The organism is Mangrovicoccus ximenensis (genome assembly GCF_003056725.1).
Taxonomy (GTDB): domain Bacteria; phylum Pseudomonadota; class Alphaproteobacteria; order Rhodobacterales; family Rhodobacteraceae; genus Mangrovicoccus; species Mangrovicoccus ximenensis.
This window is the reverse complement of sequence record NZ_QBKZ01000024.1, coordinates 28,060-50,080: the sequence shown is the minus strand read 5'-3', so window position 1 is coordinate 50,080 and position 22,021 is coordinate 28,060. Positions and strand designations below refer to the sequence as shown.

Annotated in this window: 22 protein-coding genes and 1 pseudogene; 9 read left to right on the top strand and 14 right to left on the bottom strand. The window is 67.0% G+C overall.

All coding sequences use genetic code 11. The annotated features are described in order from the left end of the window. Nucleotides 1-239: 239 nt before the first annotated feature. Entirely contained in the window at nt 240-503 is a 264-nt protein-coding gene (locus C7T91_RS26185) for a hypothetical protein (RefSeq protein ID WP_108262653.1), read from the bottom strand. A gap of 155 nt (nt 504-658) precedes the next feature. Further along, on the bottom strand, nt 659-1,579 hold the full coding sequence (locus C7T91_RS26180) for a GNAT family N-acetyltransferase (protein WP_108262651.1): 921 nt from the start codon (nt 1,577-1,579) through the stop codon (nt 659-661). 530 nt (nt 1,580-2,109) lie between these two features. On the opposite strand from C7T91_RS26180, the gene C7T91_RS26175 reads away from it, so the two are divergent. Then, the gene (locus C7T91_RS26175) at nt 2,110-2,625 is read left to right on the top strand and encodes a hypothetical protein (RefSeq protein WP_108262649.1); all 516 of its coding nucleotides are present in this window, start codon (nt 2,110-2,112) and stop codon (nt 2,623-2,625) included. Further along, nucleotides 2,535-3,002: pseudogene (locus C7T91_RS40040) on the top strand (hypothetical protein); the annotation flags it as partial. The gene C7T91_RS26175 and the pseudogene C7T91_RS40040, both read left to right, overlap by 91 nt. Before the next feature lie 34 nt (nt 3,003-3,036). Here the strand turns inward: C7T91_RS40040 and C7T91_RS26165 are convergent. Then, on the bottom strand, nt 3,037-3,996 hold the full coding sequence (locus C7T91_RS26165) for a PQQ-dependent sugar dehydrogenase (RefSeq protein ID WP_108262645.1): 960 nt from the start codon (nt 3,994-3,996) through the stop codon (nt 3,037-3,039). Then, nucleotides 3,986-4,453 carry a (R)-mandelonitrile lyase gene (locus tag C7T91_RS26160; protein ID WP_108262643.1) on the bottom strand — a complete coding sequence of 156 codons (468 nt, stop codon included), beginning with the start codon at nt 4,451-4,453 and terminating at the stop codon, nt 3,986-3,988. Before C7T91_RS26160 ends, C7T91_RS26165 begins: the two co-directional genes overlap by 11 nt. Before the next feature lie 351 nt (nt 4,454-4,804). Here C7T91_RS26160 and C7T91_RS26155 point away from each other — a divergent pair, with 351 nt between their 5' ends. The 3 genes from C7T91_RS26155 to C7T91_RS26145 are packed head-to-tail and all read left to right on the top strand — an operon-like array spanning nt 4,805 to nt 6,970. Then, complete coding sequence (locus C7T91_RS26155; protein WP_108262641.1) at nt 4,805-5,158, top strand: cyclophilin-like fold protein; 354 nt, start codon at nt 4,805-4,807, stop codon at nt 5,156-5,158. 37 nt (nt 5,159-5,195) lie between these two features. Continuing rightward, complete coding sequence (locus C7T91_RS26150; RefSeq protein ID WP_108262639.1) at nt 5,196-5,942, top strand: SDR family oxidoreductase; 747 nt, start codon at nt 5,196-5,198, stop codon at nt 5,940-5,942. Nucleotides 5,943-5,995: 53 nt separating this feature from the next. Then, the gene (locus C7T91_RS26145) at nt 5,996-6,970 is read left to right on the top strand and encodes an alpha/beta hydrolase (protein WP_108262637.1); all 975 of its coding nucleotides are present in this window, start codon (nt 5,996-5,998) and stop codon (nt 6,968-6,970) included. Between the two features lie 114 nt (nt 6,971-7,084). On the opposite strand, the gene C7T91_RS38120 is transcribed toward C7T91_RS26145, so the two are convergent. The 10 genes from C7T91_RS38120 to C7T91_RS26100 form a co-directional block, all read right to left on the bottom strand. Next, nucleotides 7,085-7,210 carry a hypothetical protein gene (locus C7T91_RS38120; RefSeq protein ID WP_269102566.1) on the bottom strand — a complete coding sequence of 42 codons (126 nt, stop codon included), beginning with the start codon at nt 7,208-7,210 and terminating at the stop codon, nt 7,085-7,087. A 173-nt stretch (nt 7,211-7,383) separates the two neighbouring features. Continuing rightward, a complete protein-coding gene (locus C7T91_RS33950) occupies nt 7,384-7,524 on the bottom strand; it encodes a hypothetical protein (protein WP_201742266.1) in 141 nt (46 codons plus the stop codon). 121 nt (nt 7,525-7,645) lie between these two features. Further along, the gene (gene uvrC, locus C7T91_RS26135; protein WP_108262635.1) at nt 7,646-9,520 is read right to left on the bottom strand and encodes an excinuclease ABC subunit UvrC; all 1,875 of its coding nucleotides are present in this window, start codon (nt 9,518-9,520) and stop codon (nt 7,646-7,648) included. Between the two features lie 288 nt (nt 9,521-9,808). Next, complete coding sequence (locus tag C7T91_RS26130) at nt 9,809-10,588, bottom strand: SDR family oxidoreductase (RefSeq protein ID WP_108262633.1); 780 nt, start codon at nt 10,586-10,588, stop codon at nt 9,809-9,811. Nucleotides 10,589-10,599: 11 nt separating this feature from the next. Beyond that, nucleotides 10,600-11,547, bottom strand: a complete 948-nt coding sequence (locus C7T91_RS26125) for a calcium/sodium antiporter (RefSeq protein WP_108263091.1) — start codon at nt 11,545-11,547, stop codon at nt 10,600-10,602. 2 nt (nt 11,548-11,549) lie between these two features. After that, complete coding sequence (locus tag C7T91_RS26120; protein ID WP_108262631.1) at nt 11,550-11,735, bottom strand: hypothetical protein; 186 nt, start codon at nt 11,733-11,735, stop codon at nt 11,550-11,552. Between the two features lie 4 nt (nt 11,736-11,739). Then, on the bottom strand, nt 11,740-12,540 hold the full coding sequence (locus tag C7T91_RS26115) for a S49 family peptidase (protein ID WP_108262629.1): 801 nt from the start codon (nt 12,538-12,540) through the stop codon (nt 11,740-11,742). Nucleotides 12,541-12,673: 133 nt separating this feature from the next. Then, complete coding sequence (locus C7T91_RS26110) at nt 12,674-13,528, bottom strand: CpsD/CapB family tyrosine-protein kinase (RefSeq protein WP_108262627.1); 855 nt, start codon at nt 13,526-13,528, stop codon at nt 12,674-12,676. A gap of 33 nt (nt 13,529-13,561) precedes the next feature. Further along, complete coding sequence (locus C7T91_RS26105) at nt 13,562-15,097, bottom strand: GumC family protein (protein WP_108262625.1); 1,536 nt, start codon at nt 15,095-15,097, stop codon at nt 13,562-13,564. A 14-nt stretch (nt 15,098-15,111) separates the two neighbouring features. Further along, on the bottom strand, nt 15,112-15,957 hold the full coding sequence (locus tag C7T91_RS26100; RefSeq protein WP_108262623.1) for an ExeA family protein: 846 nt from the start codon (nt 15,955-15,957) through the stop codon (nt 15,112-15,114). Nucleotides 15,958-16,458: 501 nt separating this feature from the next. On the opposite strand from C7T91_RS26100, the gene C7T91_RS26095 reads away from it, so the two are divergent. The 4 genes from C7T91_RS26095 to C7T91_RS26080 all read left to right on the top strand — a co-directional run bounded on the left by C7T91_RS26095 (nt 16,459) and on the right by C7T91_RS26080 (nt 21,919). Next, complete coding sequence (locus C7T91_RS26095) at nt 16,459-17,130, top strand: sugar transferase (RefSeq protein WP_108262621.1); 672 nt, start codon at nt 16,459-16,461, stop codon at nt 17,128-17,130. A gap of 155 nt (nt 17,131-17,285) precedes the next feature. Beyond that, nucleotides 17,286-19,742 (top strand): tetratricopeptide repeat protein, encoded by a 2,457-nt coding sequence (locus C7T91_RS26090; protein WP_108262619.1) that lies wholly within the window; start codon nt 17,286-17,288, stop codon nt 19,740-19,742. 187 nt (nt 19,743-19,929) lie between these two features. Further along, nucleotides 19,930-20,526: a polysaccharide biosynthesis/export family protein gene (locus C7T91_RS26085; RefSeq protein ID WP_108262617.1), complete on the top strand. Its 597-nt coding sequence runs from the start codon at nt 19,930-19,932 to the stop codon at nt 20,524-20,526. Between the two features lie 13 nt (nt 20,527-20,539). Then, nucleotides 20,540-21,919 carry a hypothetical protein gene (locus C7T91_RS26080; RefSeq protein ID WP_108262615.1) on the top strand — a complete coding sequence of 460 codons (1,380 nt, stop codon included), beginning with the start codon at nt 20,540-20,542 and terminating at the stop codon, nt 21,917-21,919. The last annotated feature ends 102 nt before the right edge of the window (nt 21,920-22,021 follow it).

Genomic DNA, 22,021 nt, shown 5'->3' with positions numbered 1-22,021 from the left:
TTCCTGCGGATCCCGTCGATGCCCGTGCCGGACATGCGGGTCATGTCGCCGCCTGAATGGCAGGGGACGGGCAGCCGAACTGCCGCTGCCGCTTGTCCGAACCGCCGGGCGGACCTGGCCAACCGCGCGGGTGGCCGGGCCTGTTGTCTGAAGGGAATTTCCGAGGCGCGCAGAGACAGGCTGGCCCATCCTTCGCTCACCGCCGGAGGCTTTCATCGCGTCGATCCCGAACACCTGCATCAGGCGGCGGCCCCGGCCCGCTCCGGGGCCCGGCACCCGGTCATGAACACCATGATGGCGGCGATGAAGCCGGCCCAAACGCGCCGGAGGCGGGCGAGGATCTTGAGACCGCAGCCGCAGGGAGCGGCAAATATGGCGCCGCCGTCGGTCCCGTTCAGCGGGCAGCGCGCCAGCTGTCCGCCGTTCGGCCCGCTGACTTGGACCGACATCCTGAAGCTCTGCACCTGCCCGTGCTCCCCGTCGGCGGCCAGGGGCGATGGCATGCCCGGAAGCGGCTGCGTCCGGACCGGCCATGCCGTGCCTGATGGGCCCGAACCGGCGGTTTCCGGGCCACCCCCCGCAGGGCGCCCGGATGGACGCTCCGCGGCTGTCCCGGCGCCTCCCTTGTATCAATCCAAAGCAGCGGCGCCGCGGGAGCTCAGCCGAAGGAGTGGGAGGCCATGCCGAAGAGCTGCGGCCCCGTCGTGGCACGGCGCTGCGCGCCCAGCACCATTTCCGACAGCGTGTCGTAGATGCCGAGTCCCGCGGCCGACAGGAAGGCGTCGAAGACCGGGCTTTCGGCCAGCGTGTCGATGCGCAGGAACTTGCCCTCGTTGGCCTGGATGAAGGGCGCGACCATCTGCATGGCGGTGCGCTCGTCTTCGGTGACGACCGGGCCGATCACCTTGCCGCGGCCGAAATTCCGCATCAGCGCATAGCCGGTGATCCGGCCGCCGCGCTCGGCGACGACGCCCTCGGAGGCCCCGAGGAACACGTCCAGCGCCTTGGCGCGCCGCGCGCCGTAGGCCTCGGCATCGAGCGTGCGCACGGCGTCGAGGTCGCCTGGGACCAGCGAGCGGATCTCCGTTCCCTCGGCCTGTTCGGGGGCATGGATCGAGCGGACGCGGCCCTGGTGCTGGCGGACGAGGCCGCGCGGCTCGAAGCCCTCGCTTTCATAGAGCCGGTAACCGGCCTTGGTCGCGGTCAGCCGCAGGTCGCAGCCCTCGGCCTCGGCCATCACCATCCGCATCAGCCAGCGCCCGGTCCCGTAGGAGCGCAGCCGGGGCGCCACCACCATCATGCCGAGGAAGCTGAAATCGTCTTCGGCCGGGAAATGCATCACCGACCCCATGGCGCGTCCGATCTCGTCGGTTGCCAGATAGCCCGCTCCGAGCCGGATCATCATGTCGAGATCGCGCGAGCGGTGCGGCCAGAACACGCCGACTGCCAGTTCGTGCAGCAGCGGGCGGTCCGCTGCCGTGATGCGCCGCGCCGTGGCGAGGAAGCTGTCGATCATCATCTGGTCCGCTCCGACCGCTGCCGCGCCGGGTCCGCTGTCCAGAGTCTCCGCCGATTCCATGCCCGTTTCCTTGCACCTTGCTGCCGAACTCCTGCCCGGTTGCATGATGGCACGGGCAGCGCAGGGGAAAAGCCCGTTTCGGCCTCCGAAACAGAAGATTATTCGGCACGGTGCGCCGATGCCGCAGCGCGTCCCGAAGCCCGGGCAACGCTGCGGCGCGATCAGTCCTCCCGCGTGGCGCGCCACCAGCCGAGGCAGGCGTCCAGCCGGGCGCGCAGATCGGCGGAGAGCGGACCGCTCTCCCCAAGGGGCCGGCTGGTGCTCCCCGCCAGAGCGGCTGCAGAGCGCCTTGCCTCAGGGCAACAGCGGCGCGCATTGCCCCGGAAAGACAGCAGCCGACCCTTGCCGCGCGGGGCAGCAGCCGGTCTCCGGCCGGAGTGGCCGCGGAGCGCCCTGCCGGGAAGGGCCCAAGGCACGGCCTGCCCGGAGAGGCAGAAAAACACCTATGCCAAGAGGCGCGGCGGCCTGCCTTGCCCCGCGGCGGGGCAGAGGCTAGCTTCCGCCAAACCGAACACTGCAGGAGCCTGCCCATGCCGCGCCTTACCGTCCTTCTTGCCGCCGTCCTCGCCTGTGCCGCCGGGCTTGCCCTGGCCGAGCGCGCGCCGAGCGCGCCGGAGCTGAAGAGCCTCGAGAAGGACGCCGCCGCCTTCGCCCGCAACACCGAGAAGAACCGCGCCGCGCGGGTGATCGACGCCCTGCCCGAGCGGGTGATCCCCAGCGTCGCGCAGCAGGCGATGACCCCGCCGAAGCTGATCCGCGACACGCTGGTCGACCAGGCCAAGGCCTTCGGCCGGACCTCGAAGCCCGAGGACGTGACCGCCGATCTTACCGGCGTGATGCTCGACGATGCCGGCGGGCTGACCTGGGGCGTGGTGCGGCTGAAGGGCACCTCGATCTTTTCCGGCCAGCGGGTGCGCTTCGACACCGCGACCATCGCCATCCTCGAAGGCGGCGAATGGCATTTCGCGCGGATCGACACCCAGGCCCAGGCCGACCTGATCCGCTCGGCCTATCCCGAGATCAAGGAGCTCGCGCCCGGACGCTGACCATGGCCAAGCGCGTCAAACTCAGGAAGCGGCTCCGGCGGCTGGAAGTCCGGATCCAGCGCAATCCGCGCGTCCAGCGGGCCGTGCGCAACGGCTATGCCCGCTACATCCGCTTCGTCGAGCGCACCACGCGCTGGAGCTATCTGGGCCTCGACGCCTGGGGCCCCGAGGGCAACCGCGAGCCGATCATCTTCTGCGCCTGGCATTCCCGGCTGGCCTGCACGCCCTTCGTCGGGTCGCTGATCGGGCGCAAGGCCAAGGTGCTGGTCTCGGACCATGCCGACGGGCAGATCATCATCGAATTGCTGCGCGCCGTGGGGCTGGAGCCGATCCTGCTCAGGACCTCGCGCAGCAAGACCGGCTCGATGCGCGCCGCGCTGCAGGCGCTGCGGGCCGGAGACACGCTGGGGATCACGCCTGACGGACCGATGGGACCGCCGGAACGCGCCAAGCCCGGCGCGGTGATCCTTGCCGGGCTCTCGGGCGCGCCGATCGTGCCGCTGGGCTATGCCGATCGCCGGCCCAGGCGATGCCCGACGGCGCCCAGGTGCCGCGGCCGGACTGCGCCAGCGGCGGGATCATGCCCGGCGCGGTTCCGTCCCCCTGGACCTCGGGCCAGCCGTAATTGCCGCCCGCTTCGATGCGGTTGATCTCGTCATGGCCCGATTGCCCGTGCTCGGCGGCCAGGAGCTGGCCGTCATCGTCCCAGGCCAGGCCCTGCGGGTTGCGGTGGCCGAGCGACCAGACCGGCGATCCGGCGAAGGGATTGCCCGCGGGGATGCTGCCATCCGGGGCGATCCGCAGGATCTTGCCCGCGAGGCTGTCCGGATCCTGGGGCAGGGCGCGGTTCTCGGTCCAGCCGGTGGTGACGTAGAGCATCCCGTCCGGCCCGAAGGCGACGCGGCCGCCATTGTAGAGCGGATGGCCGGGGATGGCGTCGATCAGCACGCGGGTCTCGTGCCAGGCATCGCCCTTCAGCACGACCTCGATGACGCGGTTCGACCGGGACTCGGGCGTGCCGGTGTGGTGGTAGAGCACGGCGCGGCGGCTTTCGGCGAAATCCGGCAGCAGCGCCAGCCCCATCAGCCCGCCGCCGCGGCTGTCGAGGATCGGTGCGCTGGTCTCGACGGGCAGGCGCCGGAACGTGCCGTCCTCGAAGATGCCGAGCGTTCCGGCCTTCTCGGTGACGTAGAGCGCGCTTCCATGGGCCTCGACGTCCCAGGGATAGTCGAGCCCGCCGAGCAGGGTCTCGCCTGCCGCTGCGCGTTCGGCGGGGCAGAGCGCCAGGCCGAGCGCGATGCTGCCCGACAGGAGCGCGAGGCGCAGCCTTTCGGCTGCCCCCCGGCTGGACCGGAAGCGGTTATTCGCCATTGAACTCCTCGTCGGTCACCAGGCGGCCCCAGGTCACGGCCGAGCCGTCCTCGTTCGCCTGGATCGCCAGATGCGTGACCGAGGTGGTTGCGGTGGAGCCGTGCCAGTGGTTCACGCCCGCCGGAGCGAAGACCACGTCGCCGGCCTGCATGATCTGCTTGGGCTGGCCTTCTTCCTGGTACCAGCCGGTGCCCTGGGTCACGACCAGGTACTGGCCGACCGGATGGGTGTGCCACGCGGAGCGCGCGCCCGGCAGGAAGGTGACTTCGCCGGCGCTGACATCGTTCATGTTCGGTGCGAAGACCGGCGCGACATAGGCGGTGCCGGAGAAGGTCTCGCTGCTGCCGATCTGTCCGGCGCGGTCCTCGGCCTTGGTGATTTCCAGCGACTGCGCGAAGGCGGCGGGCGCAGCAAGGGCGGCGATCGTGGCGGCGGCGGCGAGGCGGGAAAGGGTCATGTCAGGTCGTCTCCTGTCGGGAAGGCGGCATCTCGGCCGGCGGCGCGGGCCGATCCCGCGCCATCCTCGCCCAGAGCTAGTCAGGCCCGCCAGCGCTTTCATGGGCGCTGGCCCGAAGACGGTCATGAGGCGGCTTCATGAGTGGCGGCCATGCTGAGCCACGCTTGCCCGGGCTTGCGCGCAACCGCAGGGCTGCGCCAAGGTTCCCGCGCCATTCATGAGCGCGCCTCATGGGAGGAAGCAATGTGCCGGGGGTTATCCGGGGCGCAGGACCGGCTAGATCCAGCTCCGGCCCGCAACGCACGGCCCGGTGCCTGCCCCGCAGGTCCCGGTCCCGCAGGAGAGACAGACATGACCCGCATCCGCATGACCGCAGGCGAGACCGAGATCGCCGCCACCCTCGACGACACCCCGGCCGGGCGCAGCTTCGCCGCGATGCTGCCGCTCGACCTGGAGATCAGCGACTATCACGGCATCGAGAAGATCGCCGACCTGCCCGGCAAGATCGACACGTCGGAGGCGCCGCGCGCCTACAAGCCCGAGGCCGGCGACCTGACGGTCTATGCGCCCTGGGGGAACCTGGCGATCTTCTACAAGCCCTTTTCCGCAGCGGCGGGGCTGGTGCGGCTCGGCGCCATCGACGGCGCGTTCGACGGGCTGCTGAAGAAGGGCAACTACCGGATGCGGATCGAAGCCGCCCAGTGACCGGGCGCGGCTGACTGAACAGGAAGGGAAAACCGGCATGACGGACAACATCAAGGGCAAGGTCATCGCGATCACCGGCGCCTCGAGCGGCATGGGCGAAGCCACCGCCCGCGGCCTGGCCGCGCAGGGCGCGAAGCTGGTGCTCGGCGCGCGCCGCAAGGACCGTCTCGACGCGATCGCCGCCGATATCCGCGCCGCGGGCGGCGAGGCCATCGCGGTGGCCACCGATGTCACCAAGCTCGCGGACCTGCAGGCGCTGGTCGCGGCGGCGACGGAGACCTTCGGCCGCCTCGACGTGATCTTCAACAATGCCGGACTGATGCCGCTCTCGCCGATGGAGAGCCTGCGGATCGACGAATGGGACCGGATGGTCGACGTCAATCTCAAGGGCACGCTCTACGGCATCGCCGCCGCGCTGCCGGTGTTCAAGGAGCAGAAATCCGGCCATGTGATCAACGTGTCCTCGGTCTACGGGCACAAGACTGTGGCGACCGGCGCGGTCTATTGCGCGACCAAGCACGCGGTGCGCTCGCTCTCCGAAGGGCTGCGCCAGGAGGTGAAGCCGCACAACATCCGCGTCACGGTGATCTCGCCCGGCGCGGTGAATACCGAGCTGGCCAGCCACATCACCGAGGAAGGCCTCGGCGACGCAGTGCGCGACGTGGTCGGCGAGATCGGCATCCCGGCCTCGACCATGGCCGACATGGTGGCCTTTGCCGTGTCCCAGCCCGCCTATGTCGACGTGAACGAGATCCTGTTCCGCCCGACCGTCCAGCCCGAATGACATCCCGGCGCCGCGACCGCGGCGCCCCCGCCCCATTCCGAAAGGAGGCAGACATGCCCAAGGACAACTACATCTTCGAACTTTCCCCTGACGTCACCCGCCGCCCGGTCAGCTACGAGACCCGCTACGGCATCGGCATTGCCGCCGATCTCTACGCCCCGGCCGATTTCGACGAGACCGCGCAATATCCGGCGCTGATCGTCGGCGCGCCCTATGGCGGCGTCAAGGAGCAGGGCCCCGGCATCTATGCCAACGAGCTGGCGAAGCAGGGCTTCGTCGTGCTGACCTTCGACCCGGCCTGGAACGGCGCCTCCGAAGGCGGCGCGCTGCATCTTTCCTCGCCCGAGCAGATGGTCGAGGATTTCATGGCGGCGGTCGATTTCCTCGGCACCCGCCCCTTCGTCGCGCGCGAACAGATCGGCGCGATCGGCATCTGCGGCTCGGGCGGCTTCGCGCTGTCCGCGGCCAAGATCGACCCGCGGATCAAGGCGGTGGCGACGGTGTCGATGTATGACATCAGCCGGATGATGAAGAAGGGCTTCGGCGACAGCCTGACCGATGCCGACCGCCAAGCCGCGCTGAAGACGCTGGCCGAACAGCGCTGGAGCGATTTCGAGACCGGCGATGCGGCGATGACCGACCGCGGCGCGCCGCTCGAATGGGATGCCGGGGCGAACCCGGTCGGAGCGGAATTCGGCGAATTCTATGCCCGTCCGCGCGGCTACCATCCGCGCTCGACGACGCAGTTCACCATGACCTCGTCGCCCGCCTGGATGAACTTCGCCCTGCTCGACGACCTCGACTGGCTGGCCGGGCGTCCGCTGCTGCTGGTCGCCGGGGACGAGGCGCATTCGCTCTACTTTTCCGAGGACGTCTTCGACGAAGCGCCGGAGCCGAAGGAGCTCTTCAAGGTGGCGGACTGCAACCATGTCGATCTCTACGACCGGCTCGACAAGATCCCCTTCGCCAAGCTGGTTTCCTTCTTCGGCGCGGCCTTCGCCGAGGGCAAGGCGCTGGCCGCCGAGTGATCCCGCGGGGGGCGTGCTGCGCCTCCCGGCCTTCCGGAAACGGAAAAGCCCCGGCCGTCGATCGACAGCCGGGGCTTTTTCACGGGCCGGTCCCGGCAGAGCCGGGGCGGGCGGTCACGAGTGGTGCGGTGCGCCGACCGGGGCGTGCGAGCCGAGCAGGCGCGCGAAGAAGTTGCGGATGGCGTCGCTGCGCATCTGGTGGGCGGCGCGGATCGTTTCGGCATCGGTACGGTTGATCATCGGTGTTCTCCGTCTTCGGTCAATTCGTCTGTTGCAACCGAAGATAGGCTTTCTGCGCCGCAGAAACCACGTCCACCTGTGCAATCCCGCCGTGCGGTCCATGCATGGCAGAATCCGTCTGTTGGTGCGGCCTGAACCGCCTGCGGCACATGCCGCGCCGCCGCAAACGGGGCTCAGCCCGCCGCGGCCGGGGTGATCCGGTAGGTGCAGCGCCGCCCGCCGCCCAGCACGTGCTCGGCCCGCTCGATGATCAGGATGCAGGCCCAGCCCCCGGCAGCGCGCCCCTCGGAAAAGACATGCGGTCTTGCGTTCATGTGGGTCCAGCTCTCCGGAAATGCGATACCTCCCGGTCCGGGAGCCGGGCGGAAAGGTCACCGCGCCCGAGCGCCCGGCCCTGCGAGGCACGGACGCCGCCTGCGGCACGTCCTGCCGGTCTCAGCTGCCCGGGTTGAAGAAATCGTAGATCTTCTGCGCCATGCTGTCGGAGATGCCCTCCACCGCGCGAAGGTCGGCGAGATTGGCACGGCCAACGGCCTTGGCCGAGCCGAAATGCGCCAGCAGCGCGCGCTTCCGCGCCGCGCCCACGCCCGGAACCTCGTCGAGCGGCGTCGCCCCCACGGCCTTGGCGCGCTTGGCCCGGTGGGTGCCGATGGCGAAGCGGTGCGCCTCGTCGCGCAGGCGCTGGATGAAATAGAGCACCGGGTCGTTGCGGCGCAGCGCCATCGGCCTCTGGCCCACCCGGTGGAATTCCTCCTTGCCCGCGTCGCGGTCGATGCCCTTGGCGACGCCGACCATCGGCACGTCCTCGACGCCGAATTCCTGCATGATCTCGTGGACTGCGCTCACCTGCCCGGCACCGCCGTCGATCAGCAGCAGATCCGGCCAGAGCCCCAGCGTCCGGTCCGGATCCTCCTTCAAGAGGCGCTTGAACCGGCGCGTCAGCACCTCTTTCATCATGCCGAAATCGTCGCCCGGGACCAGTTCGTCGCCGCGGATGTTGAACTTGCGGTACTGGGTCTTCAGGAACCCCTCGGGGCCAGCGACGATCATGCCGCCGACCGCGTTGGTGCCCTGGATATGCGAGTTGTCGTAGACCTCGATCCTCGCGGGCGGCGCGTCGAGCCCGAAGGCCTCGGCGACCCCGCGCAGGAGCTTGCCCTGGGTCGCGGTCTCGGACATCTTGCGCGCCAGGCTCTCGCGGGCATTGCGTGCGGCCCCGGCGATCAGCTCGGCCTTCTCGCCCCGCTGCGGAACGAGGATCTCGACCTTGCGCCCGGCCTTCTGCGCCAGCGCCTCGAGCATCAGATCCTCGTCCTCGATGCCATGCGACAGCAAGAGCTGCCGCGGCGGCTCGCGGTCGGAATAGAACTGGCCGAGGAAGGCCTCCATGATCTCGGTCTCGCTGACCCCCTCGCCGACGCGCGGATAGTAGTCGCGGTTGCCCCAGTTCTGGTTGGCGCGGATGAAGAACACCTGGACGCAGGCCTGTCCGTTCTCGGCATGCAGCGCGACGATGTCGGCCTCGGCCACGCCGCGCGGGTTGATGCCCTGCGCGGTCTGCACCTGGGTCATCGCCCGGATCCGGTCGCGCAGCGCGGCGGCGCGCTCGAATTCCATCGCTTCCGAGGCCTTCTGCATCTCCTCGGCGAGCTGCGCCTGAAGCTTGGTGGACTTCCCCGAGAGGAACTCCTCTGCATCCTTCACCAGCGCGCGGTATTCGGGGGCGGAGACATAGCCGACGCAAGGCGCGCTGCAGCGCTTGATCTGGTAGAGCAGGCAGGGGCGCGTGCGGCTCTCGAACTGGCTGTCGGTGCAGTTCCGGAGCAGGAAGACCCGCTGCAGCTGGTTCAGCGTCCGGTTCACCGCGCCTGCGGAGGCGAAGGGTCCGTAATAGCGCCCGGGCGCCGATTTCTTGCCGCGGTGCTTGGTGATCTGCGGGAAGTCGTGCCCGGTGACATGGATGTTCGGGAAACTCTTGTCGTCGCGCAGGAGCACGTTGTAGCGCGGCTTGAGCTGCTTGATCAGGTTCTGCTCGAGCAGCAGCGCCTCGGTCTCGGTGCGCGTCGTGAGGAACATCATCGACGCGGTTTCCGAGATCATCCGCGCGATCCGCCCGCTATGGCCATGCGGCCGCGCATAGCTCGAGACCCGCGCCTTGAGGTTCCGCGCCTTGCCCACATAGAGCACCCGCTGCTGCGCATCGAGCATCCGGTAGACGCCCGGCGAGGTCTCGAGATTGCGCAGGTAGTCCGCGATCAGGGCGTGGCCGGTCAGCGGCGCATCGGGAGGAAGGTCAGAATCGGCAGTCATGTCCGGGCGTCTTGATTCCTTGGAGCCCTGCCGCGTTTCCGGAGCGAGCTCAAGAGAGAACAAATCCACCGAAGTTGTGGATAACTCTCTGGAGAAGTTCTGGGTAGATGCGTTTTTCCCTTGTTTCACCTGTCTTTCCACAGATTGCCCATTTCTTGGGCTAAATTTCAAGGGTCTGAAAACAAAGAAAAGATTTTCAGACACACCTTAAGATTTTGAGAATTCTAACAATTCCTTGATGCATTTATGACGCCCTCTTTCACCGGTGCACAACTGGCCGGGGAAAGGTTACTCTACGCCAAGCAAATCCGGAGTCTGCCAGGCGAGATGCTGGCCGCCATCGGTGCAGATCAGCTGTCCGGTCACGCCCCGCGCCGTCAGGAAATAAAGCAGCGCCTGCTCGATATCCTCGGGATTGGACCCGCGGCCGAGCACGGTCGCGGCGCGCTGCCCGGCGAAATGCGCATCGCTCTGGCGGGCGCCCTGCAGCGTCGGGCCCGGGCCGATCGCGTTCACCCGGACCCGCGGCGCAAGCCCCTGGGCCGCGGTCTGGGTCAATGTCCACAACCCCATCTTGGCCAGGGTGTAGGTCATGAATTCCGGGGTCAGCTTGCGCACCCTCTGGTCGATCATGTTGACGGCGAGGCCCTGCGCCACCGGCTCTCCGCGATCGTCCGCGACCGGCTCGGGCACCTGCGCGGCGAAGTGCTGGATCAGCACGAAAGGCGCCCGCAGGTTGCTTTCCATGTGCCGGTCCCAGCTGCCGCGGGTGGCGCTGCGGATATTGTCGTAGTCGAAGATCGAGGCGTTGTTCACCAGCACCGTCAACGGCCGCCCGAAGGCCTCCGCCACGGCGGGCACCAGCGCCTGCATCTCCTCCTCGCGGGTCAGGTCGGCGCGGAAGGCCCGCGCCTCCCGCCCCATCGCGCGCACCTCCGCGCAGAGGCTCTCGGCCTCGGCGGCGGAGCTCGCGTAATGCGCCGCGATGTCATGCCCCTGCCGCGCCAGGCAGAGCGCCATGCTCCGCCCAAGCCGCTTGCCCGCTCCGGTTACCAGCGCAACGCCCATCTCTGCCCTCCTCAGCCCAGCACGACGACGAGATAGCCCGCATAGAGCGCCAGCAGCAGCGCCCCGACCGGCCGGGTCATGTTCTTGCCCATCAGCACGAAGGGCGCCATCAGCACCGAGGCGCCGAGCATCACCCACAGATCGGTCGTCAGGAATTGCGTGTCGACCGGGATCGGCTTGACCAAGCTGGTGACGCCGATGATGCCCAGAAGGTTGAAGACGTTCGAGCCGATGACATTGCCGAGCGCGACCTCGGCATGGCGGCGCAGCGCGGCGACGACGGTCGTGGCGAGCTCCGGCAGCGAGGTGCCGACCGCGACGAGGGTCAGGCCGATGGCGGTCTCGGAGATGCCGAAATCGCGGGCGATGTTGACCGCGCCCTCGATCAGCAGGTCGGCGCCGATCGGCAGGCCGACGAGGCCCAGCACCAGCCAGAGCCCGATCTTCCAGCCGGGCATCGACGGGTCGGCGCCCTCGACCTCCTCGATCTCCTCCTCGGCAGTCATCGCCTTGCGGTGGGCGCGGGCGTCGCGCGCCTGGTCCCAGAGCACGGCGACCAGCGCCGCCAGAAGAACGACGCCATGCATCCAGGTGATCGGGCCGAGAAAGCAGATGGCGATGAACAGGCAGCTGCCCGCGAGCATCCCGTAATAGGATTTCCGCGTGTCGCATGCGCCGGTCATGATCGGCGCCATCAGCGCCGGGATGCCCATCACCAGGAGGATGTTGGCGGTGTTCGAGCCGACCACGTTGCCGAGCGCGATGCCCGGCGCATCGTCCAGCACGGCCTGGATGCCGATCAGCAGCTCGGGCGCCGAGGTGCCGAAGGCGACGATCGTCAGGCTGACGATCAGCGCGGGAATGCCGAGGCGGAGCGCGAGGTTCACCGCCCCCTTCACCAGAGCATCGCCGGCCAGCACCAGGATCACCAATCCCAGCCCGGTATAGACCCAGTCCATCATCACGTGTCGCGCTCCTCGCAGTTGCACGGTCCGCTGCCGACGATGAAGCCGCCGCAGCGCGGGCACCGGCGCGGTGCCTTGAGTTTCGTTCTGCCCCGGGGCTTCGGCAGCCTGGGCAAGCGGAGTCGGCCGAAGATCGCCAGGATGGCCATGCCGATCAGGAAGAAGGTGACGATCTTGATCACGGGTTCAGAGCCCGTAACGCGCGAAGAGCGCCCGCTCCTCGATCGCGAGGCCGAGGTCTCCGGCGATGCGGGCGCCGACGAAGGGGATCAGCCCGCGCCGCTTGGCGAAGACGGTGAAGGCCGCCTTCTCGCCGTAGAGTTCCTGCATCTTCGGCTTGAGATGGGCGAGGCCGTCGGCGAGGCCGAGCTCGACCGCCTTCTGCCCGACCCAGACCTCGCCGGTGAACAGGTCCGCCTCTGCGGGCAGCCTGGCACCGCGGCGGTCCTTCACATGGGCGATGAAGGCATCGTGGATCTGCGAAAGGATGCCGTCGAGCCGCGCGATGTCCTCGTCCTTCTCGGGGCGGAACGGGTCGAGCATGCTCTTGGAGCGCCCGGCGGTATGCACCCGCCGCTCGATCCCGTGGCGGGCGATCAGCTCATGCGCGCCGAAGGAGGAAGAGATCACGCCGATCGAGCCCACGACCGAACAGGGATCGACCCAGATATGGTCGGCGGCCGAGGCCAGCCAGTAGCCGCCCGAAGCCGCGACATCCTCGACGAAGGCATGGACCGGGATCTGCTTCTCCTCGGCGAGGCGGCGGATGCGCGCGCCGATCAGCGAGGACTGCACCGGGCTGCCCCCCGGCGAGTTCAGCACCAGCGCCACCGCCGCGGGCTTTCCCTTCGAGAAGGCCTTCTCGATCAGCGGCGCGAGGCTGCGGTCGTTGAGCGCGCTGCCGCGCGTCTGGGAAGAGATCACACCTTGGAGATGGACCACGTTCACGCGCGGCTTGCGGCGCAGGGAGGCGAAAGACAGTTTCATGCGCAGCACATAGAGGCTGCACCCCTCCCCAGCAAGTCGCGGCGCGGCGGAAAGCCGCGGCCGCCGCCGCAATGAAGAAGGGCCCGGGACGCTGCCTGCGCCCCGGGCCCTGCTCCTCCGCCGCCAACCGGCGTCAATACTGTCCGTACCCGTAGCCGTAGCCGTATTCGTAGCCGTAGCCGCCGGCCGAATAGCGGCACTTGTTGAGCACCACGCCCATCACCTCGGTCATCTCGCTGACTTCGCTTTCAGCGACGTCGAGTTCCTCGATCGTGGTCTGCTCGGCGGCCGCGATCAGCAGCGCGGCGTCGACATATTCGAGGAAGCCGATCGTGTCGTCGCTGGCCAGCAGCGGCGCGGTGTCGAAGATCGTCAGGTCGGGCTTGTAGTATTCTTCGAGCGCCTGCAGCGTCTCGCGGGTCTTGATGCTCTGCAGCAGCTCGGAGGAGTTCGCTTCGGCCGCCAGGTTGGTGCCGAAGGCCAGGTTGCCGCCATGGCAGACAAGGTGATCCTCGGCGCGCTCCTCCCCGGCCAGCACCTTGGCGAAGTAATGCGGTTCCTTCAGCCCCAGAACCTTGGCAAGGCTCGGGCGCCGCAGGTCGAGCTCGATCACCATGATCCGCAGGTCGGTCTGCCGCGCGAGCGAGAAGGACAGGTTCGCGGTGACCGTGGTCTTGCCGCATTTCGGCGTCGCCGAGGTCACCACCAGCCGTTTCCAGCCCTTGGCCTTGCATTGCTGCACGACCTTGGTGCGCATCAGGTCGAAGGGCGTCGCCTGCTGCTTGCCGAAATACGACACCACGCGGGTCTGCTGCAGCGCGCGCGGGTTCGGGGTGAAGGGCTTGAGCGCCTCCCAGCGTGCCGCGATTTCCGCGCTGTTGCCGCCGCCCCCGCCGCCGCTGCGCGGCTTGGCCGTGCGCATCGTGCTCTCGGCTGCTTCCCCGCGCTTTTCACGGGCGCGGTGCAGGGCGTTCTGAAGTCTTTCCATCGGTCTGTCCTCTTCGACTCCGGCCGCTGCGGATCAATTGCTGAAGGAAACGCTCATGCCGAGCTTGTTCACCACGCTTTCGACGAAGACGTCGAGCGGCACGACATACATGTGGATGGCCCATATGGTCAGCGGAATCGCCACGAAGAGCAGCAGGACGGTGGACATGATTACCATCCGGCGCCAGCGGGTTTCCTGCTCGGTGCGGATCAGCGGAATCACCGCGAAGGTGGCAATGCCCAGCTTGTCGCTGATCTCGGCGGGGCGGCGGATCGAGCGGTTCAGCAGTTCCAGCAGGACGATGAAGCCGAGCCCCAGGGACAACCCGATCCCGAGACCCGCGGCAGCGATCACCGGACGGTTGGGCTTCGACGGCTCGGTTGCCCGCGTCGCCTGTTCGACCACCGAGATGCGCTGCGCCTTGCCGCCGAGTTCGATCCGTTCGCCGGTCTCCGCCTCGGCAAGCCGCGCGACGGCGTCGCGGTACTGCGACTGGGTGTTCTCGTAGTCGCGCTGGAGCCCGTCGAGCGTGACGGTCGCGGCCGGGATCTTGCCCAGGCTCTCCTGGATCGCCGCCAGCTGTTCGCGGCTCTCCTCGATGTTGCGCTCGGTTGCCGCGATACGGTCATCGACCTGCGACAGCTGGGCGTCGAAGACAGCCTGGGCGCCGCCCTCGGCCGCCCCCATGCTGCCGGCCACGCGCGCCTCGAGCTGACGGACCCGCGCTTCGAGAACCTTGAGGCGGGGATTGTCGGGCGCGAAGACCGCAAGCGCGTTGTCGAGCTCGCGGCGCGCATCGGCCAGGGCCGCCTCGTCCGGCGTCATCGCCGAGCCGGAGCCGACGGACCCGGTCGCCTCGAACAGCTCGACGGCATTCTTGCGCTGCTCGCGCAGCGCTTCGAGCCGGGCTTCAAGCCCCTGCACCGTCTCCATCAGCGTGCCCTGCCGGTCGATCAGCAGGTCGCGGTTCTCCGGAAGCGCCTCGGCATTGGAGGTCTTGAAGTCGAGGATGCGGGCGCTCTGCTGGTCGAGTTCCGCGCTCAGCCGCGCCACTTCCTCCTTGAAGAAGTCCATCGTGTCGCCCGCCGCCATCGTCCGCAGGCGCACGTTCACGTCAAGGATCTGGGTGACCAGTTCGTTGGCGACCCGGGCAACGACAGCGGGATCGGCCCCGCGGAAGGACACGTCCACGAAGGTTGCCTGGTTGCGGCCGCCATAGATGGTGAACTGGGTCCGCTCGCGCATCTCGGTGACGATGTCGTTCGCAGTCATCGAGGCCTGGTTCGGAAACACGCCCAGCTCGGTGGCCATGTCGATCAGGTTGGAGCGCGCCATGACGCGCTGCTCGATCACCTGGAGCTGCTCGTTGGCCACCACCTCCACCGTCGAGGAGGCCAGGCGGTCCGAGATCTGCGGCGATTCCACCAGCAGGCGCGCGGAAGAGGAATATTCCGGCGGCATCATGACGGCCACGGCAAGCCCGATCACCGTGAAGCAGGAGGCGATCACGAAGAAATAGTGGAACCGTCTCCAGAAGACCGAAATGTAGTAAGAGAAATCAATTCTCATCGCGCTTTATTCCTTTAGGACGCGTAGCCGCCGAGAAAGACCCCGTCGCTCAGGACGGAGCGGATCGTTTCCTCGGTGGCGGCAGGCTGTTCGGATGCGAAAGCATAGACAAGGGCCAGATCGCAAATCTGGTTGACGAGCCGCGGAACGCCGCCGGTGACCTCATGGATCAGCGGGATGGCCGCAGGATCGATCTCGGTCCCGGTGCCGCCCGCGAAGCGCAGCCGGTGCGCCACGTATTCGACGACGGTCTCGGCGGTCATAGGCCCGAGATGGAAGCTGGCCCCGACCCGCTGCAGGAACTGCCGCAGCTCGGGGCGCCGGATCATCTCGCGGAATTCCGGCTGGCCGACCAGAACCAGCTGAAGGAGCTCGTCCTTGTTGCTGTTGATGTTGGTCAGCATCCTGAGTTCCTCGACGGTCTCGGGGGTCAGGTTCTGCGCCTCGTCGATGATCAGCACCATCCGCCGCCCCTCGGCGTAGACCTCGAGCATGTGGTCCTGCAGCAGCTGGAACAGCTGGACATAGCTGCAGTTCGGATCGAAGGACACAGAGAAGGCGTGCAGCACCCATTGCAGCAGCTCGCCGCGGCCGCCCTGGGCGTTCGAGATCAGGCCGATGTCGACATCTTCGGTGATCGAGCGCAGAAGGTACTGCAGCAGCGTCGTCTTTCCGGCCCCGACCTCGCCGGTGATCACCGTGATCGGCGTGCGGGTCATCATGCCGTATTCCAGCATCGTGAAGGCCAGCCGATGCTCGCGCGACCAGTACAGGAATTCCGGATCGGGCAGCAGCGTGAAAGGCCGTTCTGCAAACCCGAAATGGGAATTGTAGATTTCCGTTGGTGCCGTCTTGTTCATGGTGTCCCAGCTTACACGCCCGTCCCGCCGATGTCCCCGGCAATCCCGGCATCTTCAACAAGATTCCGTCAAAACCAGGCTGGCCCGGTCCGGCACGGGTGGCACAAATGCAAGGCGAGGTCTCTGCGGTTTTTCAACTTCGCAGCAAAAGGTCGCAAGCCGGCGACTCGCCCCCGTTGGCCCCGCCCGCTGCGCTCCGGACGGGCTGCCATCGTCCAGAATCGTGTAAATTTCCGCAAACGCCCACCATGTTCCCAAAGATATTAACTATATACACAACCATGCCACGCGGCCCAGACTGGCGAAGCAAGTCTTTTGTTGAATTATTACATATGCTTGGCAGGCTTCGAGGACTTAACCTTCTTTTCCATAAAATTAAGCGCTTGATTGATCGATCTGAAAACTCTGCTAGAACTGTCCGGAGTAACAGCAGGGCATTGGTCTGACGCAATCAATCTCTGAAGCATGAAAACATTTGTACACTCCATGAGGTGATCTGGCGTGACCATTCATCTTCAGTCGGCAGCGCACGAAGCGTGCGAAATTGTCGAATTCAAACCACACCTATCCGGCTACCGCGGAACATTTAAGCGAGTATTTGATATTGTCTTCGTAGTATGCAGCCTGCCTGTCGTCTTGCCTGTCATACTGATCTTCTCCTTCCTGGTCGCCCTTGACGGGCGCAACCCCTTCTTCGTCCAGATCCGCGTCGGCAAGGACGGCCGCCAGTTCCGGATGTTCAAGCTCCGCTCGATGGTCGCGGATGCCGAAGCCAGGCTGCTGGAGCACCTCGCCTCCAATCCCGACGCCAAGCGCGAATGGGACGAGAAGCAGAAGCTCTGCAACGATCCGCGCATCACGCTGGTCGGCCGCATCATCCGCAAGACCTCGATCGACGAGCTTCCCCAGTTCCTCAACGTGCTGATCGGCGACATGAGCATGGTCGGACCGCGGCCGATGCTGCCGTCGCAGCGGGAACTGTATCCGGGCAAGGCTTATTACATGCTGCTCCCGGGCGTCACCGGCTTCTGGCAGATCGGCGACCGCCACGAAACCAGCTTTGCCGCCCGCTCGCATTACGACGAAGACTATTACCGCGCCCTGAGCTTCCGCACGGACCTGCGCGTGATTTTCAAGACTTTCGGAGCGATCTGCCGGGGCACCGGCGCCTGACCGCGCATTGTCGGCTGACCAAACGTAACATCGCGTTGATGTCGTCTTCGTCGCGCTTCGTGCGCGGCGTTTTCTGCTATATAGATGCATAGCGGCTTCGGGCCTGCCGTCCGGCGGCCTTGGCTCAAGACTATTGAAAAGAATTCGAGGCACTTATGTCACTGACCAGCAAGATCGGGACCGCATTGCTGTCTTCGGCTCTGATCCTTTCCCTTGCCGCCTGCGAGGACAGCGAGCAGGCAGCGCAGCGGAAGTTCGAGAATGCCGAGGCCCTGATCGAGGCCGGGGACCTGCAGCGCGCAGAAGTGGAGCTGCGCGGCATTTTCGACCTGATGCCGGAGCATCTCGAGGCGCGGCTCGCCTATGCCGAGCTGCGCAGGGAAATGGGTGACCTCCAGGACGCCTACGGACAGTACCTGCTCGCGGCCCAGCAGCATCCGCAGGATTTCGAACCGCGCATCCTGGCGGCGGAAATGTCCGCCACGCTCGGCGATTTCGACCGGCTCGACAGCAATCTCGACGCCGCAGACAGGCTGGACCCGGAAAGCCCGAGGGTCCGCGCCCTCCTCCTGGTGCGCGACCTTCGCGCGGCGCGCCGCAACGGCGACAACGGCCGGATCGAGGAGATCCGCACCGAGGCCCGCGCGCTTCTGGATGACGACGAAACCCTGTTCCACGCCCGCAACGCCCTGATCGACGCTTCGGTCGCGCTCAATGACTCCTACGGCACGCTCGAGCTGCTGGACGAGGCGATCGCGATCTATCCCGAGGACAAGCGCTACTACAACTTCAAGCTGCAGCTGCTCAGCCAGCTCAACGACTCCGAGGGCATCGGCGACGTGCTGAAGAAGGGGGTCGACGTCTTCCCGGAGGACAAGACCTTCAAGCTCGCGCTGGTCCGCTGGTATCTCGCCAACGGCGACAAGGTGTCGGCCGAGGAGTTCATGAAGGCCGATGTCGAGCGCAAGGACGACGATGTGCTGCCCCGCGTCGAATACGTGCAGTTCCTGCTGCAGGTGAACGGCACCGAAGCGGCCCTCGAACAGATCGACGCCTATGTCGAGGAAGGGCTCGACAACGAGATGTTCCGCACGCTGCGCGCCAGCACGCTGTTCGACAGCGGAGAGCGCGAGCAGGCAATCGCCGAGATGCGCACCCTGCTCGGCGAGATCGGCGACGAAGAGATCGACGACGAGAACCGCGACGCCCAGGTGACCTTGGCCCGGATGCTGCAGGCCACCGGCGCCAGCGACGAAGCCTCCGAGATCGTCGAGGCCGTCCTGGAAACCGACCCCCGCCATGTCGAAGCGCTCAAGCTGCAGGCACAGCGGCGGATCGACCAGGACCGGGTCGGCGATGCCATCCTGTCGCTGCGCACCGCCATGGACCAGGCGCCCCGCGACCCCGCGCTGAACACGCTGATGGCCCGCGCGCATGAACGCGAGGGCAACCGCGACCTGATGCGCGAGAACCTCCAGATCGCCGCCGAGAAGTCCGCCTATGCCGCCGACGAGAGCAGCCGCTTCGCCCAGCTGCTGATTGCCGAGGAGAAGTACCAGGCCGCCCGCGACGTGCTGACCATGGCCGTGCGCCGCACGCCCTCGAACCTTGGCCTGCTGCAGCTGCTGTCGCAGGTCTACATCGGGATGGCCGACTGGTCGCGTGCCGAGCAGATCGTCCGCAGCCTCGCCGCCTCCGACGACCCGCAGGCAAAGTCGCTGGCCACGCAGATGGAGGCCGCCATCCTGGTCCGCATGCAGCGCACCGACGAGAGCATGGAGCTGCTGCGCGGCATGATGGAGGACAACTCCACCGCGCTGATGGCGCAGGCGGCGATCATCCGCACCCATCTGTCGAACGGCAACGTCTCCGCCGCGCGCGCCTTCATGGACGAGGTTCTGGCCGATGCGCCCGAGTCCGACGGCCTGCGCTTCCTCAACGCCGCCCTGCTCGGGGTCGAGGGCAAGTACGGCGAGGCCGCCGAGGTCTACCGCAGCCTGCTCGACAAGAACCCGCAGCAGGAACTGGTCTGGCGCGCCTATGTCTCGACCCTGTCCAATTCCGGCGACACCGCCGCTGCCCTGGCCGCGCTGGACGAAGGCATCGCGGCCTTGCCGGACTCGATGAACCTCCTGTGGCAGAAGGCGGGCTTCGAAGAGAAGGCCGGCAATGTCGAGGGCGCGATCGAGATCTACCAGCAGCTCTACGACCGCAACAGCAACTCGACGATCGTCGCCAACAACCTGGCGAGCCTGATCACCTCCTACCGCGACAGCCACGAGGACCTGAACCGCGCCTACGTGATCGCGCGCCGCCTCAAGGGCACGCAGGTCCCGGCCTTCCAGGACACCTACGGCTGGATCGCCTACCGGATGGGCAATGTCGAGGAGGCCCTGCCCTACCTGCAGAACGCTGCCGCCGCGCTGACCGCCGATCCGATGGTCCAGCAGCATTACGCGGCCGCGCTCGAGGCGTCGGGACGGCCCGCGGATGCGGTGGTCATCTACGACCGGGCGATCGAACTGACCGATGCCGGCAATGCCGCGCGCATCGGCGAGCTGCAGGCCGCCCGCGACGCCGCGGCCGCGAAAGCCGCCGAAACGCCGAATTGATCCGCAACCCCCGGCCCGCCATGCGGGCCGGGGCGCAACAGCCTGCCCTGCCTGGCGCAAACTGTGGCCGCGGGAATACGCCGCGGCGCTTTCCTGCGCCACAGGGCCTTGACGCGGTTGGGTTCGCATCTGCTGCGGTCTAAGCTCGGCCCGAAGCCCCAAAGGCACCCCTGGCACGAGGCACGGCATGTTCAGACCGATTATCGCAGCAATTTTTCTCATCTTCGCCGGCGCGATGGCATTCGCGCAGCAATACACGCTGAAACCGGGCGACACGCTCTCCGTGGAAGTGCTCGAAGACCCGGCACTCAACCGCAGCGTTCTGGTCCTGCCCGACGGCCGCATCAGCTTCCCCTTCGCCGGCAGCATCCAGGCCTCGGGCCGCACCCTCAGCCAGGTCCAGGCCAACCTGACCAGCGCGCTGTCGCCGAACTTCGCCGCCGCGCCGACGGTCTTCGTCAACCTGTCCCAGCTGTCGCCGCAGACCCAGACGGTCAATGACGAAGAGCTGATCGCAGTCTACTTCCTCGGCGAAGTCAACGCGCCCGGCCGCCTCGAGATCCCCGAGGGCACCACGCTGCTGCAGGCGCTGTCGATGGGCGGCGGCCTCACCAACTTCGCCGCCACCAAGCGCATCCAGCTGCGCCGCACCGACAGCAACGGCCGCGAGATCATCTACCGTTTCGACTACCGCGCGATTTCCCGAGGCGCGCAGATCACCGGCGCAACCACGATGGCCGATGGCGACGTGATCCTGGTGCCGCAGCGCCGCCTGTTCGAATGACGGAGCACGCCACGTGATCCGCAACACCCTTCTTGCCAGCGCCGTCTCCGGCGGCGCTGTGATCATCGCGCTCCCGGCCGCATCGCAGCAGGCCCAGCAGGGCACCATCCTGTCCGCCAGCATCAGCAGCTCCCTCGAAGGCAACGACAACTACGCGCTTGCCGACAAGTCTCCGGGCGATGCGCTGCTCTGGACCAACACGCTGCGCTTCGGGATTTCCAGCATCACGCCGGTCGACCGGCTGGTCGGCAACGTGTCCGGCGACCTGCGCGTGGCCGATCTGCCACAAAGCGGCACGCAGACCGACCTGGACAACGGCTCGGTCGACCTGAACTATTCCCGAAGCATCGACGACAGCGATTTCTCGTTCAATTTCCTTGCCAATGACGCCGATGTCGAATTCCTCGACCCGCTGCGGTATTTCAATGACGACGGCAGCTTCGACGACACCCGGGGCGGCGGCCGCCGCACCCTGATGCGCGGCGGCTTCGCCCTGAACATCAATGGCGACGGTCCCATCCGCTTCGGCCTGTCGGGGCGCGCCACCGACATCAGCTACCACGACACGGACAGCGGATCGGGGCTGGTCGACCGCGAGTACCAGCAGCTGACCGCGATGGTCGGCTTCGACGTGACCGAGACCGCCGAGATCTATGTCGAGGCCTCCGGCTACAACAACGACCGCGGCAACGGCAACCAGTCGGAATCCGCATCGCTGCGCGTCGGCACCAAGGCCGATATCAGCCCGATCACCACGATCGACGCGAATATCGGCTACCAGCAGGTCGATTCCGATTACGCCAGCCGCAGTTCGACGACCCGCGAAGGCGTCGTCGGCGGCCTGTCGGTGACGCATGACCTGCCCAACGGCAACATCTACGCCTCCGCAAACGCAAGCAACTATGCCGGCGGCACCAAGACCGACGTCATGGTCGGACGCGAGTTCGACACCCCCACCGGCAGCTTCTCGGGCGAGGCCGGGGCCAGCGTCACCGACGCCTCCGATGTCAGCCCGGTCTTCCAGCTCGACTACGTGACCGCGGGGCCGACCTCGCAGTTCAACATCGGCCTCAGCCAGCAGCTGTCGGTCAATGACGACCTCAATGACCGCCTGAACCTCGCGCTGGATGCCGCCTATACCAAGGCGATCAACCCGGTCTCGTCCTTCACCCTCTCCGCCCTTGCCGGGCGCGAGCAGGATCTGGAGGACGAATTCGACGACCGCAGCCTGACCCGGCTGACCCTGACGGCGCAGTACGACCAGACGATCACCCGCGACTGGGCGGTCTCCACCGGCATCCGCCACCAGACCCGGATGGAGGATGACGACGGCGATTCCATGTCGAATGCGGTCTTCCTGACGCTGACCCGGAGCTTCTCCGCCAGGCGCTAGGGAAAATTCCGCACTTCACCCAATTATCAGGTGATTGCCCGGGACTCGGCCTTTATAGCTGGTTCCCGGGCTTTTCGTTAAAGAGGCATTGGAATGTCAGTG

Coding starts and splice junctions, on each gene's coding strand:
- C7T91_RS26185 (WP_108262653.1), bottom strand. CDS start 503: ATGCCATCGCCCCTGGCCGCCGACGGGGAGCACGGGCAGGTGCAGAGC.
- C7T91_RS26180 (WP_108262651.1), bottom strand. CDS start 1,579: ATGGAATCGGCGGAGACTCTGGACAGCGGACCCGGCGCGGCAGCGGTC.
- C7T91_RS26175 (WP_108262649.1), top strand. CDS start 2,110: ATGCCGCGCCTTACCGTCCTTCTTGCCGCCGTCCTCGCCTGTGCCGCC.
- C7T91_RS26165 (WP_108262645.1), bottom strand. CDS start 3,996: ATGGCGAATAACCGCTTCCGGTCCAGCCGGGGGGCAGCCGAAAGGCTG.
- C7T91_RS26160 (WP_108262643.1), bottom strand. CDS start 4,453: ATGACCCTTTCCCGCCTCGCCGCCGCCGCCACGATCGCCGCCCTTGCT.
- C7T91_RS26155 (WP_108262641.1), top strand. CDS start 4,805: ATGACCCGCATCCGCATGACCGCAGGCGAGACCGAGATCGCCGCCACC.
- C7T91_RS26150 (WP_108262639.1), top strand. CDS start 5,196: ATGACGGACAACATCAAGGGCAAGGTCATCGCGATCACCGGCGCCTCG.
- C7T91_RS26145 (WP_108262637.1), top strand. CDS start 5,996: ATGCCCAAGGACAACTACATCTTCGAACTTTCCCCTGACGTCACCCGC.
- C7T91_RS38120 (WP_269102566.1), bottom strand. CDS start 7,210: ATGATCAACCGTACCGATGCCGAAACGATCCGCGCCGCCCACCAGATG.
- C7T91_RS33950 (WP_201742266.1), bottom strand. CDS start 7,524: ATGAACGCAAGACCGCATGTCTTTTCCGAGGGGCGCGCTGCCGGGGGC.
- uvrC (WP_108262635.1), bottom strand. CDS start 9,520: ATGACTGCCGATTCTGACCTTCCTCCCGATGCGCCGCTGACCGGCCAC.
- C7T91_RS26130 (WP_108262633.1), bottom strand. CDS start 10,588: ATGGGCGTTGCGCTGGTAACCGGAGCGGGCAAGCGGCTTGGGCGGAGC.
- C7T91_RS26125 (WP_108263091.1), bottom strand. CDS start 11,547: ATGGACTGGGTCTATACCGGGCTGGGATTGGTGATCCTGGTGCTGGCC.
- C7T91_RS26115 (WP_108262629.1), bottom strand. CDS start 12,540: ATGAAACTGTCTTTCGCCTCCCTGCGCCGCAAGCCGCGCGTGAACGTG.
- C7T91_RS26110 (WP_108262627.1), bottom strand. CDS start 13,528: ATGGAAAGACTTCAGAACGCCCTGCACCGCGCCCGTGAAAAGCGCGGG.
- C7T91_RS26105 (WP_108262625.1), bottom strand. CDS start 15,097: ATGAGAATTGATTTCTCTTACTACATTTCGGTCTTCTGGAGACGGTTC.
- C7T91_RS26100 (WP_108262623.1), bottom strand. CDS start 15,957: ATGAACAAGACGGCACCAACGGAAATCTACAATTCCCATTTCGGGTTT.
- C7T91_RS26090 (WP_108262619.1), top strand. CDS start 17,286: ATGTCACTGACCAGCAAGATCGGGACCGCATTGCTGTCTTCGGCTCTG.
- C7T91_RS26085 (WP_108262617.1), top strand. CDS start 19,930: ATGTTCAGACCGATTATCGCAGCAATTTTTCTCATCTTCGCCGGCGCG.